21 protein-coding genes are annotated in these 20009 nt (G+C 54.8%); 8 read left to right on the forward strand and 13 right to left on the reverse strand.

Going from position 1 to position 20009, the window contains the following annotated elements; translation table 11 throughout:
* Positions 1 to 36 precede the first annotated feature (36 nt).
* Positions 37 to 954 (reverse strand): LysR family transcriptional regulator, encoded by a 918-nt coding sequence (locus tag M655_RS26050; protein ID WP_026558285.1) that lies wholly within the window; start codon positions 952 to 954, stop codon positions 37 to 39.
* 287 nt (positions 955 to 1241) lie between these two features.
* On the opposite strand from M655_RS26050, the gene M655_RS26055 reads away from it, so the two are divergent.
* Positions 1242 to 2888 (forward strand): DUF6583 family protein, encoded by a 1647-nt coding sequence (locus M655_RS26055; protein ID WP_026558286.1) that lies wholly within the window; start codon positions 1242 to 1244, stop codon positions 2886 to 2888.
* A gap of 53 nt (positions 2889 to 2941) precedes the next feature.
* Here M655_RS26055 and M655_RS26060 read toward each other — a convergent pair whose 3' ends face one another.
* The 3 genes from M655_RS26060 to M655_RS26070 form a co-directional block, all read right to left on the reverse strand.
* Positions 2942 to 3388, reverse strand: a complete 447-nt coding sequence (locus tag M655_RS26060; protein ID WP_286085934.1) for a metal-dependent hydrolase — start codon at positions 3386 to 3388, stop codon at positions 2942 to 2944.
* 51 nt (positions 3389 to 3439) lie between these two features.
* Entirely contained in the window at positions 3440 to 3802 is a 363-nt protein-coding gene (locus M655_RS26065) for a cupin domain-containing protein (protein ID WP_026558288.1), read from the reverse strand.
* A gap of 157 nt (positions 3803 to 3959) precedes the next feature.
* Positions 3960 to 5792, reverse strand: coding sequence for an SgrR family transcriptional regulator (locus tag M655_RS26070; RefSeq protein WP_026558289.1), 1833 nt, complete (start codon positions 5790 to 5792; stop codon positions 3960 to 3962).
* Between the two features lie 102 nt (positions 5793 to 5894).
* Here M655_RS26070 and M655_RS26075 point away from each other — a divergent pair, with 102 nt between their 5' ends.
* The gene (locus M655_RS26075) at positions 5895 to 7142 is read left to right on the forward strand and encodes an MFS transporter (protein WP_025845763.1); all 1248 of its coding nucleotides are present in this window, start codon (positions 5895 to 5897) and stop codon (positions 7140 to 7142) included.
* A gap of 221 nt (positions 7143 to 7363) precedes the next feature.
* On the opposite strand, the gene M655_RS26080 is transcribed toward M655_RS26075, so the two are convergent.
* From M655_RS26080 to M655_RS26100, 5 genes are all read right to left on the reverse strand, one after another.
* Positions 7364 to 9052 carry a methyl-accepting chemotaxis protein gene (locus M655_RS26080; protein ID WP_026558291.1) on the reverse strand — a complete coding sequence of 563 codons (1689 nt, stop codon included), beginning with the start codon at positions 9050 to 9052 and terminating at the stop codon, positions 7364 to 7366.
* A gap of 187 nt (positions 9053 to 9239) precedes the next feature.
* Positions 9240 to 9821, reverse strand: coding sequence for an ATP-dependent Clp endopeptidase proteolytic subunit ClpP (gene clpP, locus M655_RS26085; protein ID WP_025845767.1), 582 nt, complete (start codon positions 9819 to 9821; stop codon positions 9240 to 9242).
* A gap of 40 nt (positions 9822 to 9861) precedes the next feature.
* On the reverse strand, positions 9862 to 10125 hold the full coding sequence (locus M655_RS26090; RefSeq protein ID WP_026558292.1) for a hypothetical protein: 264 nt from the start codon (positions 10123 to 10125) through the stop codon (positions 9862 to 9864).
* Positions 10122 to 10715 carry a winged helix-turn-helix domain-containing protein gene (locus M655_RS26095; protein WP_007780915.1) on the reverse strand — a complete coding sequence of 198 codons (594 nt, stop codon included), beginning with the start codon at positions 10713 to 10715 and terminating at the stop codon, positions 10122 to 10124. The genes M655_RS26090 and M655_RS26095 overlap by 4 nt, the downstream gene beginning before the upstream one ends.
* 155 nt (positions 10716 to 10870) lie before the next feature.
* Entirely contained in the window at positions 10871 to 11638 is a 768-nt protein-coding gene (locus M655_RS26100; RefSeq protein ID WP_026558293.1) for an MBL fold metallo-hydrolase, read from the reverse strand.
* 122 nt (positions 11639 to 11760) lie between these two features.
* On the opposite strand from M655_RS26100, the gene M655_RS26105 reads away from it, so the two are divergent.
* The 3 genes from M655_RS26105 (at position 11761) to M655_RS26115 (ending at position 12721) form a co-directional block, all read left to right on the forward strand.
* Entirely contained in the window at positions 11761 to 12174 is a 414-nt protein-coding gene (locus M655_RS26105; RefSeq protein WP_026558294.1) for an Lrp/AsnC family transcriptional regulator, read from the forward strand.
* 98 nt (positions 12175 to 12272) lie between these two features.
* Entirely contained in the window at positions 12273 to 12560 is a 288-nt protein-coding gene (locus tag M655_RS26110) for a hypothetical protein (RefSeq protein ID WP_007780905.1), read from the forward strand.
* A gap of 26 nt (positions 12561 to 12586) precedes the next feature.
* Positions 12587 to 12721 carry a hypothetical protein gene (locus M655_RS26115; protein WP_005833986.1) on the forward strand — a complete coding sequence of 45 codons (135 nt, stop codon included), beginning with the start codon at positions 12587 to 12589 and terminating at the stop codon, positions 12719 to 12721.
* An 88-nt stretch (positions 12722 to 12809) separates the two neighbouring features.
* Here M655_RS26115 and M655_RS26120 read toward each other — a convergent pair.
* Together M655_RS26120 and M655_RS26125 are read right to left on the reverse strand one after the other, a co-directional pair.
* Positions 12810 to 13960, reverse strand: a protein-coding gene (locus M655_RS26120) for an IS3 family transposase (RefSeq protein ID WP_369750415.1) whose coding sequence is annotated in 2 segments (ribosomal slippage) — positions 12810 to 13702 and positions 13702 to 13960 — 1152 coding nt in all. Because the reading frame shifts where the segments join, the coding sequence is not laid out codon by codon here.
* Between the two features lie 239 nt (positions 13961 to 14199).
* A complete protein-coding gene (locus M655_RS26125) occupies positions 14200 to 14544 on the reverse strand; it encodes a cupin domain-containing protein (protein ID WP_005833313.1) in 345 nt (114 codons plus the stop codon).
* A 239-nt stretch (positions 14545 to 14783) separates the two neighbouring features.
* Between M655_RS26125 and M655_RS26130 the strand changes: the two genes are divergently transcribed.
* Together M655_RS26130 and M655_RS26135 are read left to right on the forward strand one after the other, a co-directional pair.
* The gene (locus M655_RS26130; protein ID WP_005833311.1) at positions 14784 to 15950 is read left to right on the forward strand and encodes a cation:proton antiporter; all 1167 of its coding nucleotides are present in this window, start codon (positions 14784 to 14786) and stop codon (positions 15948 to 15950) included.
* A 176-nt stretch (positions 15951 to 16126) separates the two neighbouring features.
* The gene (locus tag M655_RS26135; RefSeq protein ID WP_026558295.1) at positions 16127 to 17266 is read left to right on the forward strand and encodes a glycerate kinase; all 1140 of its coding nucleotides are present in this window, start codon (positions 16127 to 16129) and stop codon (positions 17264 to 17266) included.
* A 185-nt stretch (positions 17267 to 17451) separates the two neighbouring features.
* Here the strand turns inward: M655_RS26135 and rpmG are convergent, their stop codons facing one another.
* Together rpmG and M655_RS26145 are read right to left on the reverse strand one after the other, a co-directional pair.
* Entirely contained in the window at positions 17452 to 17601 is a 150-nt protein-coding gene (rpmG, locus tag M655_RS26140; RefSeq protein WP_005833307.1) for a 50S ribosomal protein L33, read from the reverse strand.
* A 21-nt stretch (positions 17602 to 17622) separates the two neighbouring features.
* Entirely contained in the window at positions 17623 to 18831 is a 1209-nt protein-coding gene (locus M655_RS26145) for a GTP-binding protein (protein ID WP_026558296.1), read from the reverse strand.
* A gap of 194 nt (positions 18832 to 19025) precedes the next feature.
* Between M655_RS26145 and M655_RS26150 the strand changes: the two genes are divergently transcribed.
* Positions 19026 to 19787, forward strand: a complete 762-nt coding sequence (locus M655_RS26150; protein WP_005833303.1) for a DUF3800 domain-containing protein — start codon at positions 19026 to 19028, stop codon at positions 19785 to 19787.
* The last annotated feature ends 222 nt before the right edge of the window (positions 19788 to 20009 follow it).

A 20009-nucleotide genomic window follows, 5' to 3' on the forward strand; every position in this document is an offset into this window, starting at 1 on the left:
ACATTTCGTAATCATTCGGGTTTACAGCAGCCCAAGCTATGCCTTGCTTCCTCCTTGCATGACCGGAGACATCGGCGGATACAGCGCCTGCAAAATCTCCATGAAGTGCTTCGCAGGCTCGCTGATCCCGGCTTTGGGCACGAGCAGGTAGGAGGCGACCTTTGGCAACACAAGTCCCGGCGTAGGCAGCTCGATAAAGCGATTTTCGAACAAATCCCGGCTCACGGCCGAACGTGGCAAAAAAGAGACGCCAAGCCCGTCTTCAATGAAGCGTTTGGTAATGTCCACCTGCGAGACAGCCATCGTGCGCAAGGCCAGCCCTCTCTGGCGCAAAAGCAGCAGCAGCTCGTCCCAGTAGCCCGGGTGATTGTGGGTCAGCAAACGGTTGGACTGCACCTCCTGCTCCCAATCGGGCAGCGGTGCGTCTATGTCCCCGCCGCTGTGCGGTACCGCAAATACAACCGGGTCCTCGTACAGCATGTACGTGTCCAACTGGAACTCTCCGGGCACCATCCGGGTCAGTCCCAGGTCTACTTGTCCACTCTGAACCAGCGGGCCGATCTCGACGGAGTCGGCAATTTTGATCGAGATGTCGACATCGGGATACTGCTTGGTAAAACGGTGAAGCAAATGGGAGAAGCGGGCACGGGCAATGATCGGCGAGACTGCCACCTGGAGCTTTTCCCGATACCCTTGGCGCCACGCCTGCAAATCCTCCATACTGTGGTGCCACTGTTCCAAAAGCCCTTTTGCATGCGGCAGATAGCGCTTGCCTGCTGCCGTCAGCCGAACGCGCTTGCCGACGCGTTCAAACAGCTTGATCCCCAACTCCTTTTCCAATTGCCGGATATGTTGGCTGACAGTGGGCTGAGCGATAAACAACGCCTCAGCCGTCTGATGAAAATTTTCGGTTGTAGCCGCCACCAGAAACGTTTGCAGCACGCGAAAGTCCACACGATCTCCTCCTATCCATCTCTTGTCTCTATAGCCCCCAAAAACCTGCTTGTACCATCCATTTTCGTCGATTCCCACCGAAAACGAAAGAAAGGATCAGACAAAACGGTCCCAGGGTGAATTTGCATAACAGCCTGCCCTACTTTTGGGTCTTTCTTCCTCTTTTTTGAAATATTTTACTGGAAATCACTTTCATCCATCCTCCTTATGGTACAATACAAAATCGAGTGCGAAAAACCATTTGCATTCGCACGCCAAAGAGAGATAGTCACAAAGGGGAGGAACTCATGGAAACCACAACAAACGTGAACCCGCCACGCAAAAGCTTGAAAAAGCCGCTGTTAATTGCCGGAGCGGCTGCTGTCGTAATTTTGGGCGGGCTTGGAACAGCCTACGCCAAATTCGACTTGTTCAAAAGCGCGAAAACGATCTACCTGCAATCCGAAGCTGAGAGCATGCTGAAGTTCTCATCTGACATGTCCAAGGCTTATGGGGAATACGAAGACTACATGAAGCCATATCTGGAAAAACCTGTACACTCCACTACGGAGCTGTCTGACATTACAGTGGATGCTGCCCTCCCGGACCCGCAAGCCCAGAAGGTACTCGAACTGTTGAAAAGTGCAAAAATTGTGATGCAAAGCAACATCGACGAGCAAAAAAACCAGCAGCAAGGCAACTTCGAAGTCCATCTCAAGGACAAGAAGCTGGCTACTATTGAATATTTCCTGAACGACACCCAGTTCGGTTTCCGTCTGCCTGAGTTTTACTCCAAGTATGGCTATATGGATTTGAAAGACCGCGATGCGCTCAACCAAAAGTTCGGCCAAGAGCTGCCGAAGCGCTTCCTCACTTATCGTGACCTGATGGAAGCTGTCCGCATCAGCCAGGATGAAGTGAAAAGCACGCTGACGCCTTACGCGATGCTGTACGCGGAATCGATCAAGGACAGCCAGGTGACCATCAACAAGGACGCTTCCTTCACGGAAGAAGGCTTCAAGGAAAGCGCGCGTGAAATCACCGTAACCTTTACCGAAGAAGAAGCGAAAGCCCTCGCAACGAAGCTCGCGGAGAAGGCAAAAGCGGACCAAAAGCTGTTTGACCTGATCTACACCCGCTACCACAATGTTTCGACATTGATGGCTGACAGCGGCTACGCCGTAGAGGAAATTTCCAAGGAAGAATTCAAGAAAAACTACGACCAAGGCTTCGACGACTTGCTGAAAGACATCAACGACTCCACTACAGAAAGCAAGGAACAGCTCAAAATGGTCGTGCTCGTAGACGGCGATCACCAAATTCTGTCCCGCAAGCTGATGTTTACCGGGAAAGACAACAAGGAAGAGCAACTGTTCTTCAGCGGCATCGCTTACCAAAAAGGCGCAGACAGCTTCTATCGCTACGCCCTGCACAATCCGGAAGACCCGAAAAACGGCGAGCTGTCCTACACGTACAAAGCGACCGAGCGAAACGGCAAAACAAACGGCAAGCTGAGCGTGATGGTCAAAGACAACGAGCAGCCTGCTCTGGATCTGGCTACCACGTTCGAATCCGTGAAGGAAGGCCAAAAAGTAACAGGCAAATACGACTTCGCTCTCGTCGTAGCGGATGAATACTCCGAGCCAGTCGCTTTGAACGGGAACATCACCGTATCCGAAACGACGACAGACAACGGCCGCGATTCCGATGGCAGCGTGAAAATCAACTTCGACAATCCGACTCCTGACATGCCAAAAGGATTCAGCCTGAAAGTGAAGTCCAAGCAAGAATTCGGAAAAGCGCTGGAGATTCCGGCGATGACGGCTGATAATGCCATCAACCTCGCAAACCTCACCGACGAGCAAATGATGGAAATTCAGCAGGAAGCAGGAACCGCAGCGCAAAAATTCATGCAAGAAAACGCCGAGCTGGTGCAGCAATTCATGATGCCGTAAGCCGCGCACCTGCGATAAGCAAAGAACCCTGTCCACAAGGCAGGGTTTTTTTTCTACCGATATCCCATGTAGATGATGAATCCGATCGCCGCGTAAAAGACGAGCCGGTCTACCGTCCGATAGAGCGTCTTCGACAGCCGCAGGCCGATCCACCCCGTCCGCAGCGGCCAAAAAAGCTGAATACGCCCCACCAGCATATCGCTGACCAGATGCGACAGCCCCCCCCAAAGAGCAGCCCAGCCCGCTGGCGTATCGCCCCAAAAAAGGGCCGGCAGCAGCAGGATGACCCAGGAATGGGTGATCGTCCGGTGGCCCAGTCCTCTTTGCAGCATTTTCGAAAAAGGGCCGAAAAGATGCCCCAGCTTGCTTCGCGCCTGATCGATATCCGGCACCAGCGCCATCGTGGCTCCAATCACGCTGCCCTCCCAGGAGGGGTACGCCCAGTAGCCCGCGATTGCGCCCAGAAGCATGTGTGTCTTCCACGTCATTTGCTGTTTCACACCGACTTTCCAAGATGTTCTCGTTCGCTTTTGCCCAGTTGGCGTGAAGAGCTATGCTTCCAAGAGCGGCATGAAACTTTGCGGATCGAGCCGCTCGCCTTCGATGACGATCGCCGTCATGCCGGACCCGGTTCCCGATTCGTGCCCTTCTCCCGTCTCCCAAAAAGCCGCCTGTCCCGCCTGAATCGGAATGCGCTGGTCATCCTCTCCCCGCACCCAGCCTTCTCCGCTGACCACGAGAAAAAGCTGCGGGCAAACAGCCGGATGGTAGCCCACTACTCCGCCAGCCTGCAGATGAATGCAGCCGATAGACACTGGCTCGTCTGTGCGCACGATACGGGAAAACACAGCGCTGACAGAATCAAAACGTTCGATCTCCTTGCCTGCCTGTCTGTCGAACCGGAAACGTTTCATAGCCTCTCCCCCAGCTTTTGTCATTGAACCCCTATCTTAGCGCAATTGCCGCCTCGCGGACAGACTCCGATTTCCCTCAGCTTTATGTTATAATAGAAGCAGGAGGAACTAGCCAATACACCTCCTCTTTTTTATGCCCGCGCGCATGCGTGTTCCGTCAATCTGTACCGGCAGCATGCTCCTGTTTGAACCAGATGTCTTTGTAGTTGGCCTGTCCGAGCGCATTCAGCGAGACTCCGGCAAGCGCCGAGTTGTAGACCGAATGCTGCCGCGTATGGTACAGGTACAAGAGAGCCGATTGCTGTTCGAGCAACTGCTCGATATCGCGCAGCCTCCTTTGCTGGCACTCCCCGGACTGCTCCTCCATCAACTGCTCCAGCTCGCGGTCGATTTGCTCGCACAAGGCCGGACTCCACAGTTGACGCACAAAGCTGATATCCGAACGGAAAAACTCGACCATGCCCAAAATCCACTGTTCATCAAAAACTTCGCCCGCCAAAACGAGATCGGCTTGCCGCAACACGTCCGGCTTTTTCAACTCCTCGATCGGCACGACAGTCACCTCTACATCCACGCCGCACTCCGCCAAATGCCGCTGTACCCACTCCGCGTTGTTTTCGTTTCCCGCTCCTTCGTATGTAAACAGCTTCAAGCACTCTCCGCGGTAGCCGCTTTGCATGACGGCAGTCCGTTTTTTCTCGCAGCTCTGCTCGGCTAACGCTGGCTCCACTCCGGCGACCTCGGGGAAAAAGCTGAAGGCGCGCCCGTAACGATTTCCGCGCAGCTCCGCGATCATTTGCTTGCGCGAAAGGATGCGATCGAGCGCCTGGCGGAAAGCGGGAATTTGCTGCGGTCCTTGCCGATTCAGGTTAAAGGCGAGATAAGTCGCTCCCCGCTCTACCTGCTTCAGCTCCTGCCATCTGCCCAGCGGCTTCGGCATGCTCCACGCTGTCTGGAAGTGCACCTCTTTCGCTGTGGCGAAAAATTTTTCGCTGCGCTTGTCGAATGGCGGCACCACCCAGATTTCCACCCGATCCAAATGGGCCCTCCCGAGAAAATAAGTCGGAAATGCCTCCAGCACAAACATCTGCTCGTCGTTTTCCACCAGGCGAAAAGGCCCGCTCCCGACTGGCAGACGGCTGTACTCTTCCCCTTTTTGCTGCACCACGTCCCAAGGAACGATGGACAGCCGATCCGAGGCCAAATAGGCGGGCAGCAAACAGTTTGGGCGGCGCAGCTCGATTTGCAGTACGGTGTCCCGCAGCGCAGTCATGCGCACGACATCCTGCAGCATCCACCAATACGGCGATTTCGTCTTTGGGTCAGCTACCCGCTCCAGCGTCCAGATCACATCATGAGCCGTAAGCTCGCGCCCGTGATGGAAAGACACGCCTTTTCGCAAATAAAACGTCCAGCTCGTCCCGTCCTCATTCGTCTCCCAGTAATGGGCCAGGTGCGGCTTGTACGTGTTTTGCTTCTCGTCGTACCGAATGAGCGTATCGAAAATTTGCCTGACCATGTGCGATTCGGTCCGTCGGTTGACAAACGCCGGGTCGAGAAAAGGAATTGTCCGGTAAAAGGCCATGCGCAGCGTGTCCAATGTGCGCGTTTCCACTGTTTGACTGCGAAAGCCAAACTGACCGGAGAGCCAGTCGAAAAAGCGTTCCCTGCCCCTTGCAGACAGCTCCGACTCATGGAGAAGCTGCATGGCCCGCTCCAGGTCGCCGTGCTGGATATGCGCCTTGGCGAGCGGGATGACGATCTGCTCCGCACTGCGCACGAAGACGAGCCGCGATCCTCGCCCGCGCCCCCGGCCCGGCATCCACTCAATCCAGCCTTGCTCCGAGAATTGCTTCAAAATGTTTTTGACATTGCGAACCGTACAGCAAAAAATCTCGGCCAACTCGCTCAACGTAATTTCCAGCGCCTCGCCCTCCGGCCTGTCGGCAAAATGCTGGCGCAAGCGCAAGTAATGATAAACAATCTGCATCGTCAGCTCACTCTTTTCGTTAAAAGGGGAACTTGTTCTCTTATTACTCTACCCTTTTTCTTCCCCTTTTTCCAACTACAATGGAGTACAAAGAGGGGGGGTATGATGTCCATGCTGGTCAGCCAAACAAAACCGAAGGCCAATCCGCAATCGCCGCAGAGCGCCTCGCTCTGGCGCAACCGGCCGTTTCTCGTCCTGTTTTGCACCTCGACTTTGCTCGCTTGCGGCAGCAAAGTGTACGAACTCGCCTTGCCGCTTATTTTGTACGACATGACCCAGTCACCCGTGGCGATGACGACGATGAAAAGCATCGAGTTTTTGCCCAATTTGCTGCTCGCCATGTTCATTGGCGTATGGGTCGACCGCTTTTCCAAAAAGCGCTGGTCGCAATGGATGGTGTTCGGGCAAATGGTGCTGCTGTTTTTGCTGTACGGCTTGTCAGCGGCGGGCCAGGCCCAGATCATGCACTACTACGTGGCCGGATTTTTGCTGATGGCCCTGCACTACGGCTTTCAAAATGCCCGGGTCAGCATGCTCAAGCAGGTTGTCCCCACACCGCTGCTCACCTCGGCAAACGCCCGCTTTTCCTTCATGACTACGTTCATCGAGATCATGGGTCCGGCGCTCACGGGCTTTATCCTGCTGCTCGCCAGCCTGCACGCGGGTTTGTTGATTACAGGCTTCGCCTATTTGCTGGCTTTTGTCGCCATCTCGTTTCTGGAAAAGACCGATACGCCCCCGGCGCCAAAAACAGGCTTCTGGCAGGAGCTGAAGGCCGGCTGGATCGAGCTTTTGCGCAATCAGGCGCTGTGGCGCATCAGCCTGCTCGTCATTTTTCTCAACGCGACTTCCGGCATGTACGACGCGATGATTATTTTCTTTGCCAAAGACCAGTTGCGGCTGGACACGTCTACGCTCGGGCTGGTTCTGTCCGCGGCCGGTCTCGGCGGCCTTGTTGGCAGCTCGGCGGTAGCCTCCCTGCGGCGGCGCTTTCCGATTGGGCAGTTGATGGGCACGACGATTTTGTTGCTCGGCTTCTCCTACCTGCTCATGGTTTTTGCCAGCAGTACGTGGTTGCTCTGTCTGTCGCTGTTTCTCACCGGGCTGATTTCTACCGTTGAAAATGTGTGCATCTGGACGTTTCGCCAGGAGACTACCCCGGCCCATTTGATCGGGCGGATCAGCGGCATTACCGGCTCCATCTTCAAGCTGGGCATCGTCTTTTCCATCTACGGCTCCGGCTTCATGACGGTATCGTTCGGCCCGTGGGCGGTATTTCTCGCCGCAGCCGTCGGCAATGGGCTGATTTTTTTGCTCTATCGCAAGCTCGCCCTGTGGCGGCTGGCATGATTGCGGGCAGCGAGGCTCAGGGGGGTGGGGGTGCTTTCCGGCTTTCTTGGCTGGCTCGGCCCTCTCCGCTGGCCCAACTCTATCAGCTTGCCCCGCCCCCTCAGCTTACCCGACTCTCTCCGCTGTCCCGGCTCCCTCGTCGTCTTGCCCGTCAAAAAAGCCACCCGCAGGTTGTTCACGCCTGCAAGTGGCTTTTCCGCTTCCCAGTTACTCCCTTATCCTCACGCCTTGAAACGGCTGATTAACTTCTCCAAATCCTCTGCGAGATTGGCCAGCGAGGCCGCCGAAGAGTGGATTTCCTGCATGGAGGCCAACTGCTGTTCGGTGGCGGCGGACACATCCAGCGTCCGTGTCACGGCCGTTTGCGTGACGGAGGCGATCAGTTCCATCGACGACGCGACTTTTCCTGTGCTCTCAGTCAGGGCGCGGGAAGCGGCCGAGACATTTTCCACGTCGTTTGCCACGCCGACAACGGCATCGCGAATGTGCGAAAAGACTTCGCCTGCCTGCGCTACGCCCTCCATCCCGGCCGCCACTTCTTGCGAGCCTTTTTGCATGGACGAGACTGCTTCGAGCGTCTCTGCGCGTATGGCCGTAACCAGTTGCGTGATCTCCTGAGCGGACGCGGAAGCCTGCTCGGCCAGCTTTCGCACTTCATCGGCGACAACCGCAAAGCCTCTGCCCTGCTCACCCGCCCGTGCCGCCTCGATCGCGGCATTGAGCGCCAGCAGGTTCGTCTGACCAGCGATTTGCGTGATGACCTCGACAATTTGCCCGATTTGCTCGGAACGGCTTCCCAGTCCGCTGACTGCATGCGCAAGCTGCTCCATAGTCTCGCCTACGCCATTCATCTGCTCCACCGCAAGCTGAACCGTCCGGGTTCCGCCAGTAGCCAGCTCTGAGGCGTTCATCGCGGCAGCGGAAACGTTTTGGGCGCGGGCGGCAATACGCTCGATGCCCGCAGCCATTTCCTGCACTTCCTTGTCGCCCTCTTCTACTTGATGCGACTGTGTGTCCGCACCTGCTGCCATTTCCTGAATCGTTTCTGCGATCTGCTCGGTCGCTTTGCTCGTCTGCTCCGAGCTGGTCGTCAACTGCTCTGCCGCCGCCGCTACCTGCTGGGCGTGCCCGCGAATGAGCGAAACGAGCTGGCGCAGATTCGCCAGCATCCGATTGAACGACGCAGCTAACTGTCCGATCTCATCGTTGGATGATACCGTAAGCTCATGGGTCAGGTCGCCTTCTCCGTCCGCTATGGCCGCAAGCTGGGCATTCACCCGGTTCAGCGGACGAATGATCGCCCGAACCAGCAGTCCCCCGATTACGAAAGCGATGAGAAAGCCCGCGACACTAAACGCAATCTGAATGTTCACAGACACAGCTTCCTGCGCTGCCAGCTCCTGCGTGTCCGCCTCTTTTTCCTGGCGCACGTCCTCCATCAGTCCGCTCACCGTCGAGTCGAGCGTCTTCCGCGATTGGCGCTCGATGCCGAAATGATGGCTCAGCGCCTCTTCCCGCTTGCCTTGGTCAAGCGCTTCTACCGCTTTGTTGCTCGCCGCCAAATATGCCGCGTATAGCTGCTGCGCTTTTTGCAGCGTCTCTTTTTGCTTGGCGGTAATGTCCTCATACTCGTTCATTTTTTGGAACAAGGCTTCCACTTTGTCCGCCTTTTCCTTCAGTTCCTCGCGAAATTCCTCGTCTCCGGTGAGCAAATACCCGCGCTCGTCATTGTTTCGGCCCGTGATCGTAAACTGCATCTCCCGCAAGTCGGTCAAAAGGTCCCCGTCATCGAGCATTTCTTCATAAGCAGCTTTCAATGTTTTCGTATGAATATACATATATTTACCTGAGCTAAACATGATGGCCAAAATCACGCCAAAAGCGAGAATAAATTTCGTTCTAATCTTCATCAGAGCGCCTCTTTCTGTCGAAATAAACAAATTTATGTCGAAAATACTCGGCTGCCACCCTTTTTCTTTCCCCGTCGCCATCGGTCCTAAACTAGTCGGAAAATTCATGCACCATTGCTTGCCAAAAAGAAAAAGCACCCGCGGAGCAGTCCGTGGATGCGTTGCAAGCATATGATCTTTTTATCGGCTACAGCTTTTCGATTACTTTATCAATCAAGCCGTATTCAAGCGCTTCGGCTGCCGACATGAAGTAGTCGCGGTCGGCATCTTTTTCGATTTTCTCGACTGGCTTGCCTGTACGCTCCGAGATAATCGAGTAGAGCATGCTGCGATGCTTGAGGATTCGCTCTGCGGCGATCTTGATGTCGCTCGCCTGCCCCTGGCTGCCGCCCCACGGCTGATGAATCATGACTTCCGCGTTTGGCAGGGCGTAGCGTTTGCCCGGCGCTCCCGCTACCAGCAGCATCGCGCCCATGGAGGCCGCCATTCCCGTGCAAATTGTGGACACGTCCGGGGCGACGAACTGCATCGTGTCGATGATCGCCATTCCCGCTGTCACCGAGCCGCCAGGCGAGTTGATGTACAGATGGATGTCTTTTTTCGGGTCTTCCGCCGCAAGAAACAGCAGTTGGGCCACCACCGCATTCGCAACCTGGTCGTCAATGGCGCTGCCCAGAAAAATGATGCGGTCTTTCAGCAAACGGGAGTAAATATCGTACGAACGCTCTCCATAACTCGTCTGCTCCACCACTACCGGAATCAGATTCATGCAAAACCCTCCTTTATTATTTGTTCACGGATGGAATGGATTACGCTGCCAGCCTCATGCTGTTGGCCTGTGGCGTCGCAACAGCCGCCTTGCTTTTGCCAAACCCGGAGGAGACTTGCGTGACGATAGCCGGGTTGTCGCTTGGCCCCACTGTCCACGCGGTCACAGCGGCTTCCCTGTCGACAGCGTCACTGCCGCCGTCTCTCGCAGGCAGCGCAATGACATTGCCCCGCTTTGATTCGGTCCGACTTTCCCACACGACGACTGGCCTTGGTTGGCCTGCTGCTTTGGCTTCAGCCTTCATGACTGATCGCCTCCTTCTTTTGGATAAACCGCGAGAATGACCTGATACGTCTCCTGCCCCTGCGCTGCTGTCTGATACTTTTTGACCAACTGATTCACCAACTGCACGTATTCCTCGACAAAAGCGCTCCGCTCCTCCGCGCTGGCGAGGCGAATGCTGGTATCGAGTGTGGCACTCGGAATTTCTTTTTCCTGATCCGAGCGCTCCAATAGGAGCAGGGCATCGCGCTTGATCCGCTCCGCCGTATGGATCAAGTGCGACAAAGCCCCCTGGTCCTTCATCTGCTGCACCGTGTCGTTTGCCCAGTTCAGCCCTTCGGAGAGCACGTAAGTCCGGGCAATCGCCAAATACAGCACCTCGACCAGATTGCGAACCTGCCGACTGCCCACCCGTCTGACCAGCCCGACTTTTTCCAAAGCCTTCAGGTGATAATTGACGCGCTGTGGAATCTCGTTGATTCCCCGCGCCACTTCTGCCGCTGAAGCAGGCTCCACCAGTCGGCTCAAAATCTCCGCCCTGAGCGGATTCAACAGCGCCATCGCCTGCTCCGGCGTCTCGACAACATACGTTTCAAGCTGTTCGTGCGCCACAACAACACCTCATGACATTAATCATTTACGTAAAAACAGTTTATTACGTGAGATTCGATTTGTCAAATGCTGGACAAGCCCGAAAAATGACCGTACGAAAAAAGCAGCTCCGCCCGTTCGCGAAGCTGCTGTATCTGTCTTTTTCCGTCGGGATTTTACCGGGGAGCAGGGTAGGCGATTCTCTCTCCATCTGCGGGTATCCGCACGCGGTCCTGAAGCTTTCTTTTCGCCAAAAACTTATGCAGCTCGGCGCGTGACAACAGGCAGTGATTCCACGTCTCCATGTGCGCAACGAACAGGTGGCTGTCCGGTGCGGCGGCCGCTACAAGAGCGATGTCCTCCCCCGTCATGGTGATCGGATCGCCCGTCAAAAACCGGGCCGCTCCGGCAAACACGACAATCACGTCGGGAGCAAACCGCCCGATGGCCTCCTCCACCTCGGCACACCAGACCGTATCCCCTGCCACGTACAGCGTCGGCTCGCCAGGTGCCTGCAACACAAAGCCGGACACTGGCCCCATCTGTTTCCCGATCTCGCCTGTCCCGTGCCTTCCGCCTGTGCGGTAGAGGCGAATCCCTTGCCATTCCTGCTCGCTTTCGATCGCGTTTACATGGGAAAAGCCCTCCTGGTGCAGCATGTCCGCATCCGGCGGCTGGCAAAAAACAGGCAGGTCGGCGGGCAGCAAGCGGAGTGCTTTTTCGTCCAGATGATCTCTGTGCGTATGCGTCACCAAAACCGCCTCCACACCATCCAGCACTTCTTCCGTGGAAAAAGGCAGCTCCACCAGCGGATTCGCTCGCTGATGCGGCGTATTTGGCACAGCAGACAGCTCCCCCGCCGCGCTGAACATCGGGTCGATCAAAAACGTGCGGCCGCCGTAGGTCACTTTGAGCGTAGCATGTCGAACAAGTTGGATGTGCATGTCTTCTCTTTCCTCCAATCGCAGGCGTATAATCGTGGTAACTTGCTTTTATTGTAAAAGACGCACGCAGGTAGCCGCGAAACAAATCCGGCGCCTCACTTTCACCGCGAAAGGAGATTTTCATGCTCGACCAAACCGACCATGCCATTCTGGCTTTGCTGCGTCAAAACAGCCGTCTTTTGTGGAAAGACATCGGCGAGCAGGTCCATCTGAGCGGGCAAGCCGTCGGCAACCGGATCAGAAGACTGGAGGAGCAAGGCGTCATTATCGGCTACACGACCATCGTCGACGAGGCAAAGCTGACTCCTTCGCTCACCGCGATGGTCACGATGTTCATGAAGACGACCGACCATTCGCGCTTTGCCCGCTTCGTCGCAAGCCGCAGCGAAGTCATCGAAGCTCATCGCATTAGCGGGGAAGGCTGCTACACGCTGAAAATCAACGTCGCGGACCACACCGCCTTAAACCGCTTTTTGGACGATCTCCTGCCCTTTGGCAACTACCGCGTCAACCTGTCTATCGGCCAACTCAAATAGTGCAGCGATTGTGACCAGAAGCAATCTCCCTTCTTTTACGTATTGCCTGATGATGTGAACAAGAGTAGAATGATGGGTACGAAAGGAGGGGAATCGCCATGGAAGATATGCTGTTGCTGCTTTCGCTGGAGGATTTCTTCGCCTTGCTCGCCCTTTTTGTGGGCTGCTTTACGTCTGCTTTTTGTCTCAGACGTTGTCATCGCCCGCAAATACAGGCGTTTCGTTGGAGTTCCAGTGACACCTATCGACCTTCCATCAATCCTTGCCTGGTTGAGACTTATCCGATGGCAGCAAGGCAACCGCTGCGCTTCCGCATGCTCCGGCGCGCGCGGCATGCGAATGGCGACAAGGATACATACCGCTCCCTTTTGGATCTGGCTGTTTGAACAAAATCCAAAAGGAGGTAGATCATATGATCGCCAAGTACATCGGAGAAGCTTTGTTGTTTGTGGTAGGTTTGCCGCTTTTCGCTTACCAGACCGGAGAAAGCCTGCACGCTTTGGCAGACGCTTTCGCGCAAATGTCCGATTTCGTTAACTGGAAATAAGCACGCCGTTTTTGGGCGGAAAAAAGTAATAAGCCTGGCTGTCTGTGGTCATAGCCCCGTCAAGTAGACACTAAAAAAAGACGCTATCTTAAGCGGCGATCGATTCCCGGTATTGGACTGGGGAGAGGTCGCCGAGTTTTTTCTGGAACCGTTCTGTATTGTAGAATTCGATGTATTCAGCGATCAGTTTGCGAGCGTGAGCTATATCTCTTGGTTTCTCCAGATACAACTTTTCCGTCTTCAGGTGTGAAAAAAACGATTCAACACAAGCGTTGTCGAAGCAGTTCCCCCGTCTGGAATGGCTTCCGGTTAGCCCTTGTTCTTGCAACAGATTTGCGTATGTCTTGGTAGTGTACTGGAATCCTTGGTCGGAGTGCAGGATCGCATCTCCATTACCCAGTTGCTTCACCGTAGACAGCACAAGATCAAGATCGTTTCTCTCCGACACTTCCCAAGCAACCGTTTCGTTATTATACAGATCCAGGACCACGGACAGATAAATGAAGTCATCGACGACTCGAATATAGGTAATATCGGTTACATATTTCTTTCTAGCCTCGTCCGCAGCGAACTGGCGATTAAGGACATTGTTGAACACGATGGAGGGCTTGCGGCCGGCAAATGGACGCTTTTTGCGGATCACTGAGCGGATGCCCAATTCTCGCATCAGTCGGCGAACTTTCTTCGTATTTACTTGTAGTCCCTCTTTGCGTAGAGCCGTGCGCATTCGTTTATACCCAAAGTATGGGCGAATGCGGTGAATTGCCAGTATATGTTCCTTTAGGTCGGCATCCTGCTCCACACGTACCTTACGAACCTTCTCCGTCGCCTTCCACTTGTAGTAGCCCGCCCGGGAGACCTCCGCTATTTCGCATAGCATGACCACAGCGTACTTGCGACTCATTTCTTCGATCGTCCTAAACCGGGTTTGCTTATCCAACTTCCCTCCCCGTGTAGATTTGGATTGAGCTTTTTTAGGTATTCGACCTGCGCTTTCAAGTAGTTGTTCTCTTCCTCTAGACTGCTGAAATACTTCTTGATCCATCGCCCTCTATAGTCTTCAAACGTTTCACCGTTTTGCCGTTTCTGTACCCACTCCCGAATCTGCGTCTTACTTTTAATGCCTAATTTCTCCATTATCATTGGGTAGCTCCAATGCTCCTCAACCCGCAAACGTACTGCTTCGCTCTTCGTTGCTTCGTCATATTGCTGCTGTTTTTGCCCTTTACGTGGCGGCATAAGAAAATCCCCTCCGGTCAACAGTGTTGATCTCATCATACCATGAGGTCTTTTTTCACTGTCTACCATGAGGGGATAATACCATCTGTTTCTGATGACAGTCAGGCTTTTTGTTTTGGCATAAAGGGGCGAAGAGCAGGTAGGCTGAGGCAGGAGAGGAGTCTTTTCCTTTTCATGCGCTCGCTAGTGCTTTTCCTGCCCTTTCCCCGCTCGCTGCTGCCTCGCCCTCGCCAAACCGGCTACTCCACCTGGATGCGATCTCCCCGCGTGGTCGGTTGCGAAATGACGAGAAACTCCACGTCTTCGCCGCTCTCGTTTTTCATCTGATGCCGTGCTCCCGGCGGCACTTCTACTCCTTCCTGCGGGCCGATCTCGTGGCGAACGCCCTCCACCTCCAGAACAGCCTGTCCAGAGAGCACAAAGAAAAATTGGCGGGAGCGCTCGTGGTAGTGGCGCACCTCAGCCGTTTCTCTCGGCATCCGCTCAAAAATGACGCTCAGCTCCGTCCCCTTGACCAGATGCCAGCCGTCGCAGTGGTCGCCCCATATGTAGTGCTCCGCATTATGCTTGCTGATTTTCACCATCGCTCGCCTCCTGTTTTTGCTTCTCATCATGACATGCACACGACCAGCCCGCAAGCGTTTCTTTACTTTTTACGGGCGCTATGTTAAAATGTCATCATAACGCAAATGAATATTCGCTTTGTTAATGGAGGAGCCTGTCATCATAGGGTTCTTTTTGTCTTTTTTCAGCCGACAAAAAGAAAACCCCGTGATTACGGGCTCTTTTTGCATCTTACACACAGATTAAAGGGGGAAACCGCATGCTTATTTTTCAACTGGCTGTCATCCTGATCGCCTCCAAAATCGCCGGAGACATCAGCGTGCGCCTCGGACAGCCGTCCGTTTTGGGGAAACTGCTGATCGGGATCGTGCTCGGCCCAACCGTGCTCGGGCTGGTGACCGACACGGAAATTTTGAAAGAAATCAGCCAGATCGGCGTCATCCTGCTCATGTTCATCGCCGGACTGGAAACCGATATCGACGAGTTCAAGCGCACCGCGAAGTCCTCCACCAGCGTTGGCGTGGCCGGCATCATCGCGCCTTTGGCACTCGGCTACGTCGCCGGGATTACGATGGGGCTTTCTTTGTTTGAGGCTCTCTTTTTGGGACTGTTGCTCTCGGCCACCAGCGTAAGCATCTCTGTACAGACGCTGAAAGAGTTGGGCAAGCTAAAATCGAGAGAGGGCGCAACTATCATGGGGGCTGCCGTCATTGACGACGTGCTCGTCATTTTGGCGCTGGCGTTTTTGATGAGCTTCGCTGGCGGCGATGTGAACCTCGGCCTGGTCATTGCGAAAAAGCTCGCGTTTTTCGCAATCGTGATCTTGCTGTCCTGGAAAGTCGTCCCGTGGGTGTTGCGTAAATTCGCGCCGCTGCAAGTCAGCGAGTCCGTGATCTCCGCAGCCCTGATTATTTGCTTCCTGTTCGCTTACTTTGCCGAGTACACGGGCGTTGCCGCCATTATCGGCTCCTATATTGCGGGTGTCGCGATCAGCCTCACCGGCTACAAGCAAGAAATCACCCACAAGGTAGAAACGATCAGCTACGCCGTCTTTGTGCCCGTCTTCTTCACCTCGATCGGCGTCACCGCCCAATTTTCCGGGATCGTGGAAAATCTGTGGCTGATTGCGATGTTGAGCGTGATCGCCATTGTTTCCAAGCTGGTCGGCGGTGCCATCGGCGCAAAACTCACCGGCTTCCCTTGGAAAAATTCGCTCGCCATCGGCGCTGCCATGATATCGCGTGGCGAAGTGGCGCTGATTATCGCGGCGATTGGTTTGGAAAACAACCTGCTGTCTGACGACATGTTTGCCGTCCTGATTGTCGTGGTTCTGGTGACGACGATTGTCACCCCGCCGATGATGAAATGGCTGTTCGCGGACAAAAACACGCAGGAAGAGCAACTTTTGATGAAAAAGAACGCATAGGCGACAAGCCGGGCTGTTCCACGTCAGATGACGTTGGAGCAGCCTTTTTCATTTGGACATCCTTCGCAATCTGTGCCGTTTCGGTTTATGATGGAGAAAAATGGTTCCCGAACACGCAGGAGCTTTTTTTCGCTGCTGTCGAAAAGGATCAGACCATGCAAAGGAGGGTGCCCGGCATGAAAGTCGTCGTAGCGCCGGACTCTTTCAAAGGAAGCCTCACTGCCAAGCAAGTCAGCGAAGCGATTCGCGCAGGCATACGTCGCGCCGATCCGCACGCCGATATCGTCGCCAAACCGATGGCAGACGGCGGAGAAGGTACGCTGCAATGCCTTGTCGACGCGACTGATGGGAAAATCATGACGGCCACCGTCAAAGACCCGCTCGGCCGACCTGTTGCCGCCGAGTTCGGCATTCTCGGCGACGGCGTTACCTGCGTGATCGAGCTGGCTGCCTCTTCCGGCCTGTATCTCATCTCCAAAGCGGAGCGCAACCCGCTTCGCACCACTACCTACGGCTTCGGGCAACTGATCGTAGCTGGCCTCGACCTGGGCTGCCGCCGCTTTATTCTCGGCCTCGGCGGCAGCGCTACGAACGATGGCGGCGCGGGCATGCTGCAAGCTTTGGGCTACAGGCTGCTCGACCAGGCCGATCAGCCCTTGCCCTTTGGCGGGGGAGAGCTTTCCCGCCTGAGCCGCATTGATTGCAGCCAAAAAGACAAGCGGCTCGCTGAATGTCAGTTTGTCATCGCCTGCGACGTCACCAACCCGTTTGTCGGTCCAAACGGCGCTTCCCACGTATTCGGCCCGCAAAAAGGGGCCACCCCGGAAATGGCGCTCGCGCTGGACGAGCATTTGCGCCATTTTGCAGACGTGATGGAGAAAAGCCGGGGAATCGCCATTCACGATCTGCCGGGAACAGGCGCTGCGGGCGGTGTGGCAGGGGCGCTTCTCGCCTTTCTCGGCGGCGAGCTGCGGGCGGGGATTCAGATTGTCATGGAGACAACCCGCCTCGCTTGCGCCATGCAGGGCGCCGATCTCGTCATCACCGGAGAAGGCCAGGTGGACGTGCAAACCGCCCAAGGAAAAACTCCGTGCGGCGTAGCCCAGCTCGCGCAGCAATTCGGCATCCCCGTCATCGTGCTGGCGGGTTCCATCGGCGAAGGGATCGAAGCGTTGTATGAAAAAGGCGTCACCGCCGTCGTCAGCATCGCCAATCGGCCGATGACGCTGGATGAGTCCATGCGGGACAGCGCGGCGCTTCTGGAGCAGGCGGCTGAGCAGGTTATGCGGATTTGGGCTAGTCGGAGCGGTTCATGAGGACTGGGGCGTGGGGGCAGGTGGTTGGTTGGCTTTCGGAGTTAGTTCGGTTGCGGCTGCACAGTCGGCTTGGTTGTGGCTCCACTGCCAACTCGACTGCCGTTCCATTGCCCCACTTGCCTGCCCTTCCCCGCCAAAAAAGCTCTCCCACAGCAACATGCTGCCAAGGGAGAGCTTTTCGTCGTCTACTTCGTTTCCCGATGCAATGTATGGCGCTTCAGGCGGGGCGAATACTTTTTCAGCTCCAGCCGCTCCGGATTGGTTCGCTTGTTTTTGGTCGTGATGTAGTTGCGATCTCCTGTTTCGGTGCATTGCAGCGTAATGTTGACGCGCATGTCGATTTCCTCCTTTTTGTCTTACACTTGCATCTCTACGACGGTGCTGGAAGTGGGTAGCGGGTCAGGCAGCTTGGCCCAGTCCGAACGGTACTCCTCATCCGTCAAGAGACAAGCATCCAACTGCTCTGTCACCGCTTCCCGGTCCAGGCCGATGCCGATGAACACAAGCTCTGTCATCCTGTCCCCGTGCTCCGGGTCCCAGGCGCGCTGCAAATCTGGTTCTTCCGCCAACAGCGCTTGCCTTTCCTCGGCAGGCAGCGCAGCCGCCCAAAAGCCTGCCGTACCGACCTCGATCGAAGGCCCTGCCTGGCTGAGCGTCATAGCCAGATCGTTGCGCGTTGCCAGCCAGAAAAAGCCTTTGGCCCGCACGACATCCTCCGGCCAGGCCGACAGCCACTCGCCAAACCGCTCGGGGTGAAACGGCCTGCGCGCACGATAGACGAAGGAAGAAATGCCGTACTCGTCCGTCTCTGGCGTATGCTCTTCTTTTTGCAGCTCGGCGATCCATCCTGCCGACTGGCTGGCCGTTTCAAAATCAAACAGTCCCGTATTCAAAATCTCATGCGGGTCCACCTGTCCGCGCACCGCCCGAATAAAGCGGGCCTTTGGCTGCAATTTGCGCAGCACTGCCTCCAGTTGCTCCAGCTCTTCCGGGTCTACCCGGTCGCATTTGTTCAAAATGAGGACGTCGCAAAACTCAATCTGGTCGATCAACAGGTCGACCACTTCCCGAGTATCGTCCTCCCCCACTGCCTGATCCCTGTCCAGAAGACTTTCTCCCGAGGAAAAGTCAAGCCAGAAACGGTACGCATCTACGACCGTCACCATCGTGTCCAGCCGGGTCAAGGCAGACAGGTTGATGCCGTTTTCCTCGTCGACATACGTAAAGGTCTGGGCGACAGGAACAGGCTCGCCGATCCCCGTCGATTCGATCAGTATGTAGTCATACCGTCCTTCGCGCGCCAGCCGCTCCACTTCTGTCAGCAAATCCTCGCGCAGCGTACAGCAGATGCAGCCGTTCGACATTTCCACGACCTTCTCGTCTACGCGGGAAACGCCCCCTCCTTGCGCTACCAATGTGCCATCCACATTCACTTCGCTGAGGTCGTTGACGATGACGGCGACGCGCATGCCTTCCCGATTGTTCAAGACGTGATTGAGCAATGTTGTTTTTCCTGCCCCCAGATAGCCGCTCAGGACGGTTACCGGGATTCTTTTATCGGTCATAAGCTGATCTCCTTTGCGCTACAAAACGTAATTATTACGATTTAATAAACATGCTAACGCAATGCTCTTTCGCTTGTCAAGACAAATCGTAATCATTACGTTTAAACACAGTAATGATGAAATAACCCCACCCCCGCTCTTATTTCTTCGTTTGCTATAATCAATTTATGTCGCAATGGAAAGTAGGAGCAGATGTGACTTTATACGGATTTTACACAGATGAATCAGGAAACAACGGCTTCAATGATATGAGAAATCAACCCGTTCTCTGCTACGCGGGCATCCTGGTCCCCATCCATTACCAGGTGCATTTGCATCATGAGGTCCAGAAAATCAAAGACAATCTGGAAAAAGATATAAAGGCCACCATTCACGGCATACCCGCTGAGCAGTTTCCACATATCGACTTTTTTAAAAAGTTTGAAATCCACGGAAAGGCGTTTATTGACGGTGAAAATTTCTACTATAACTTATCGGATCGCCAACGCTTCAAAGTGGTGGAAGAGTTGTTGTCTTTAGTGAAGGCTTCAGAAGTAAAGGTAGTGGCTGCTCTAGTCAACAAACAGCTTTACCAGACCCAGACACGTGAAACCAACCATAACCGTATGCATATCCATGCGTATACGGAACTTGTTCGCTGCCTTTCCAACGAGCTGAGCCGTGCTGACTCGTATGCGTTTGTCATTTGTGACGACGGCAAGCCGAGCGAGCTCAACCATTTTCGTGACGCGCTGCGAAATCCGGTCAATCGCAGGGTGTATCCCGACCTTCAGGTAAAGCTGTCGCACGATCATAATGGAAACCTGATCCAACTGGCTGATATGATTAACTTCATCACCTCTGTTCATTTCCGGCATCGTTACGGCTTCCCTCCGCGAAAACGACACCAGGCCGCCATCCTCGATGTGTATGCGCGACATCTGGACTCCAAGCTCATCATCTGGGAATACAAATAAAAAAGAGGAGGACGCACACAACGTGCGAACTCCTCTTGTCGGTCGTACACAACGTGCGACCTATTCCTACCCTATCCAAAATCACCGGACGATATGTCAGAATAAATTAAGACATTCTGTTCATAGGTCAATGCATGAGCTACGTACAGAATGCCTTAATTTTCATGTAGATTTAGTCGTACACAACGCGCGAGCAAATCCACATCTATAATTGTACGTTTG

Origin of the sequence: Brevibacillus sp. NSP2.1 (assembly GCF_000470975.2) — a bacterium.
GTDB classification, from domain to species: domain Bacteria; phylum Bacillota; class Bacilli; order Brevibacillales; family Brevibacillaceae; genus Brevibacillus; species Brevibacillus agri.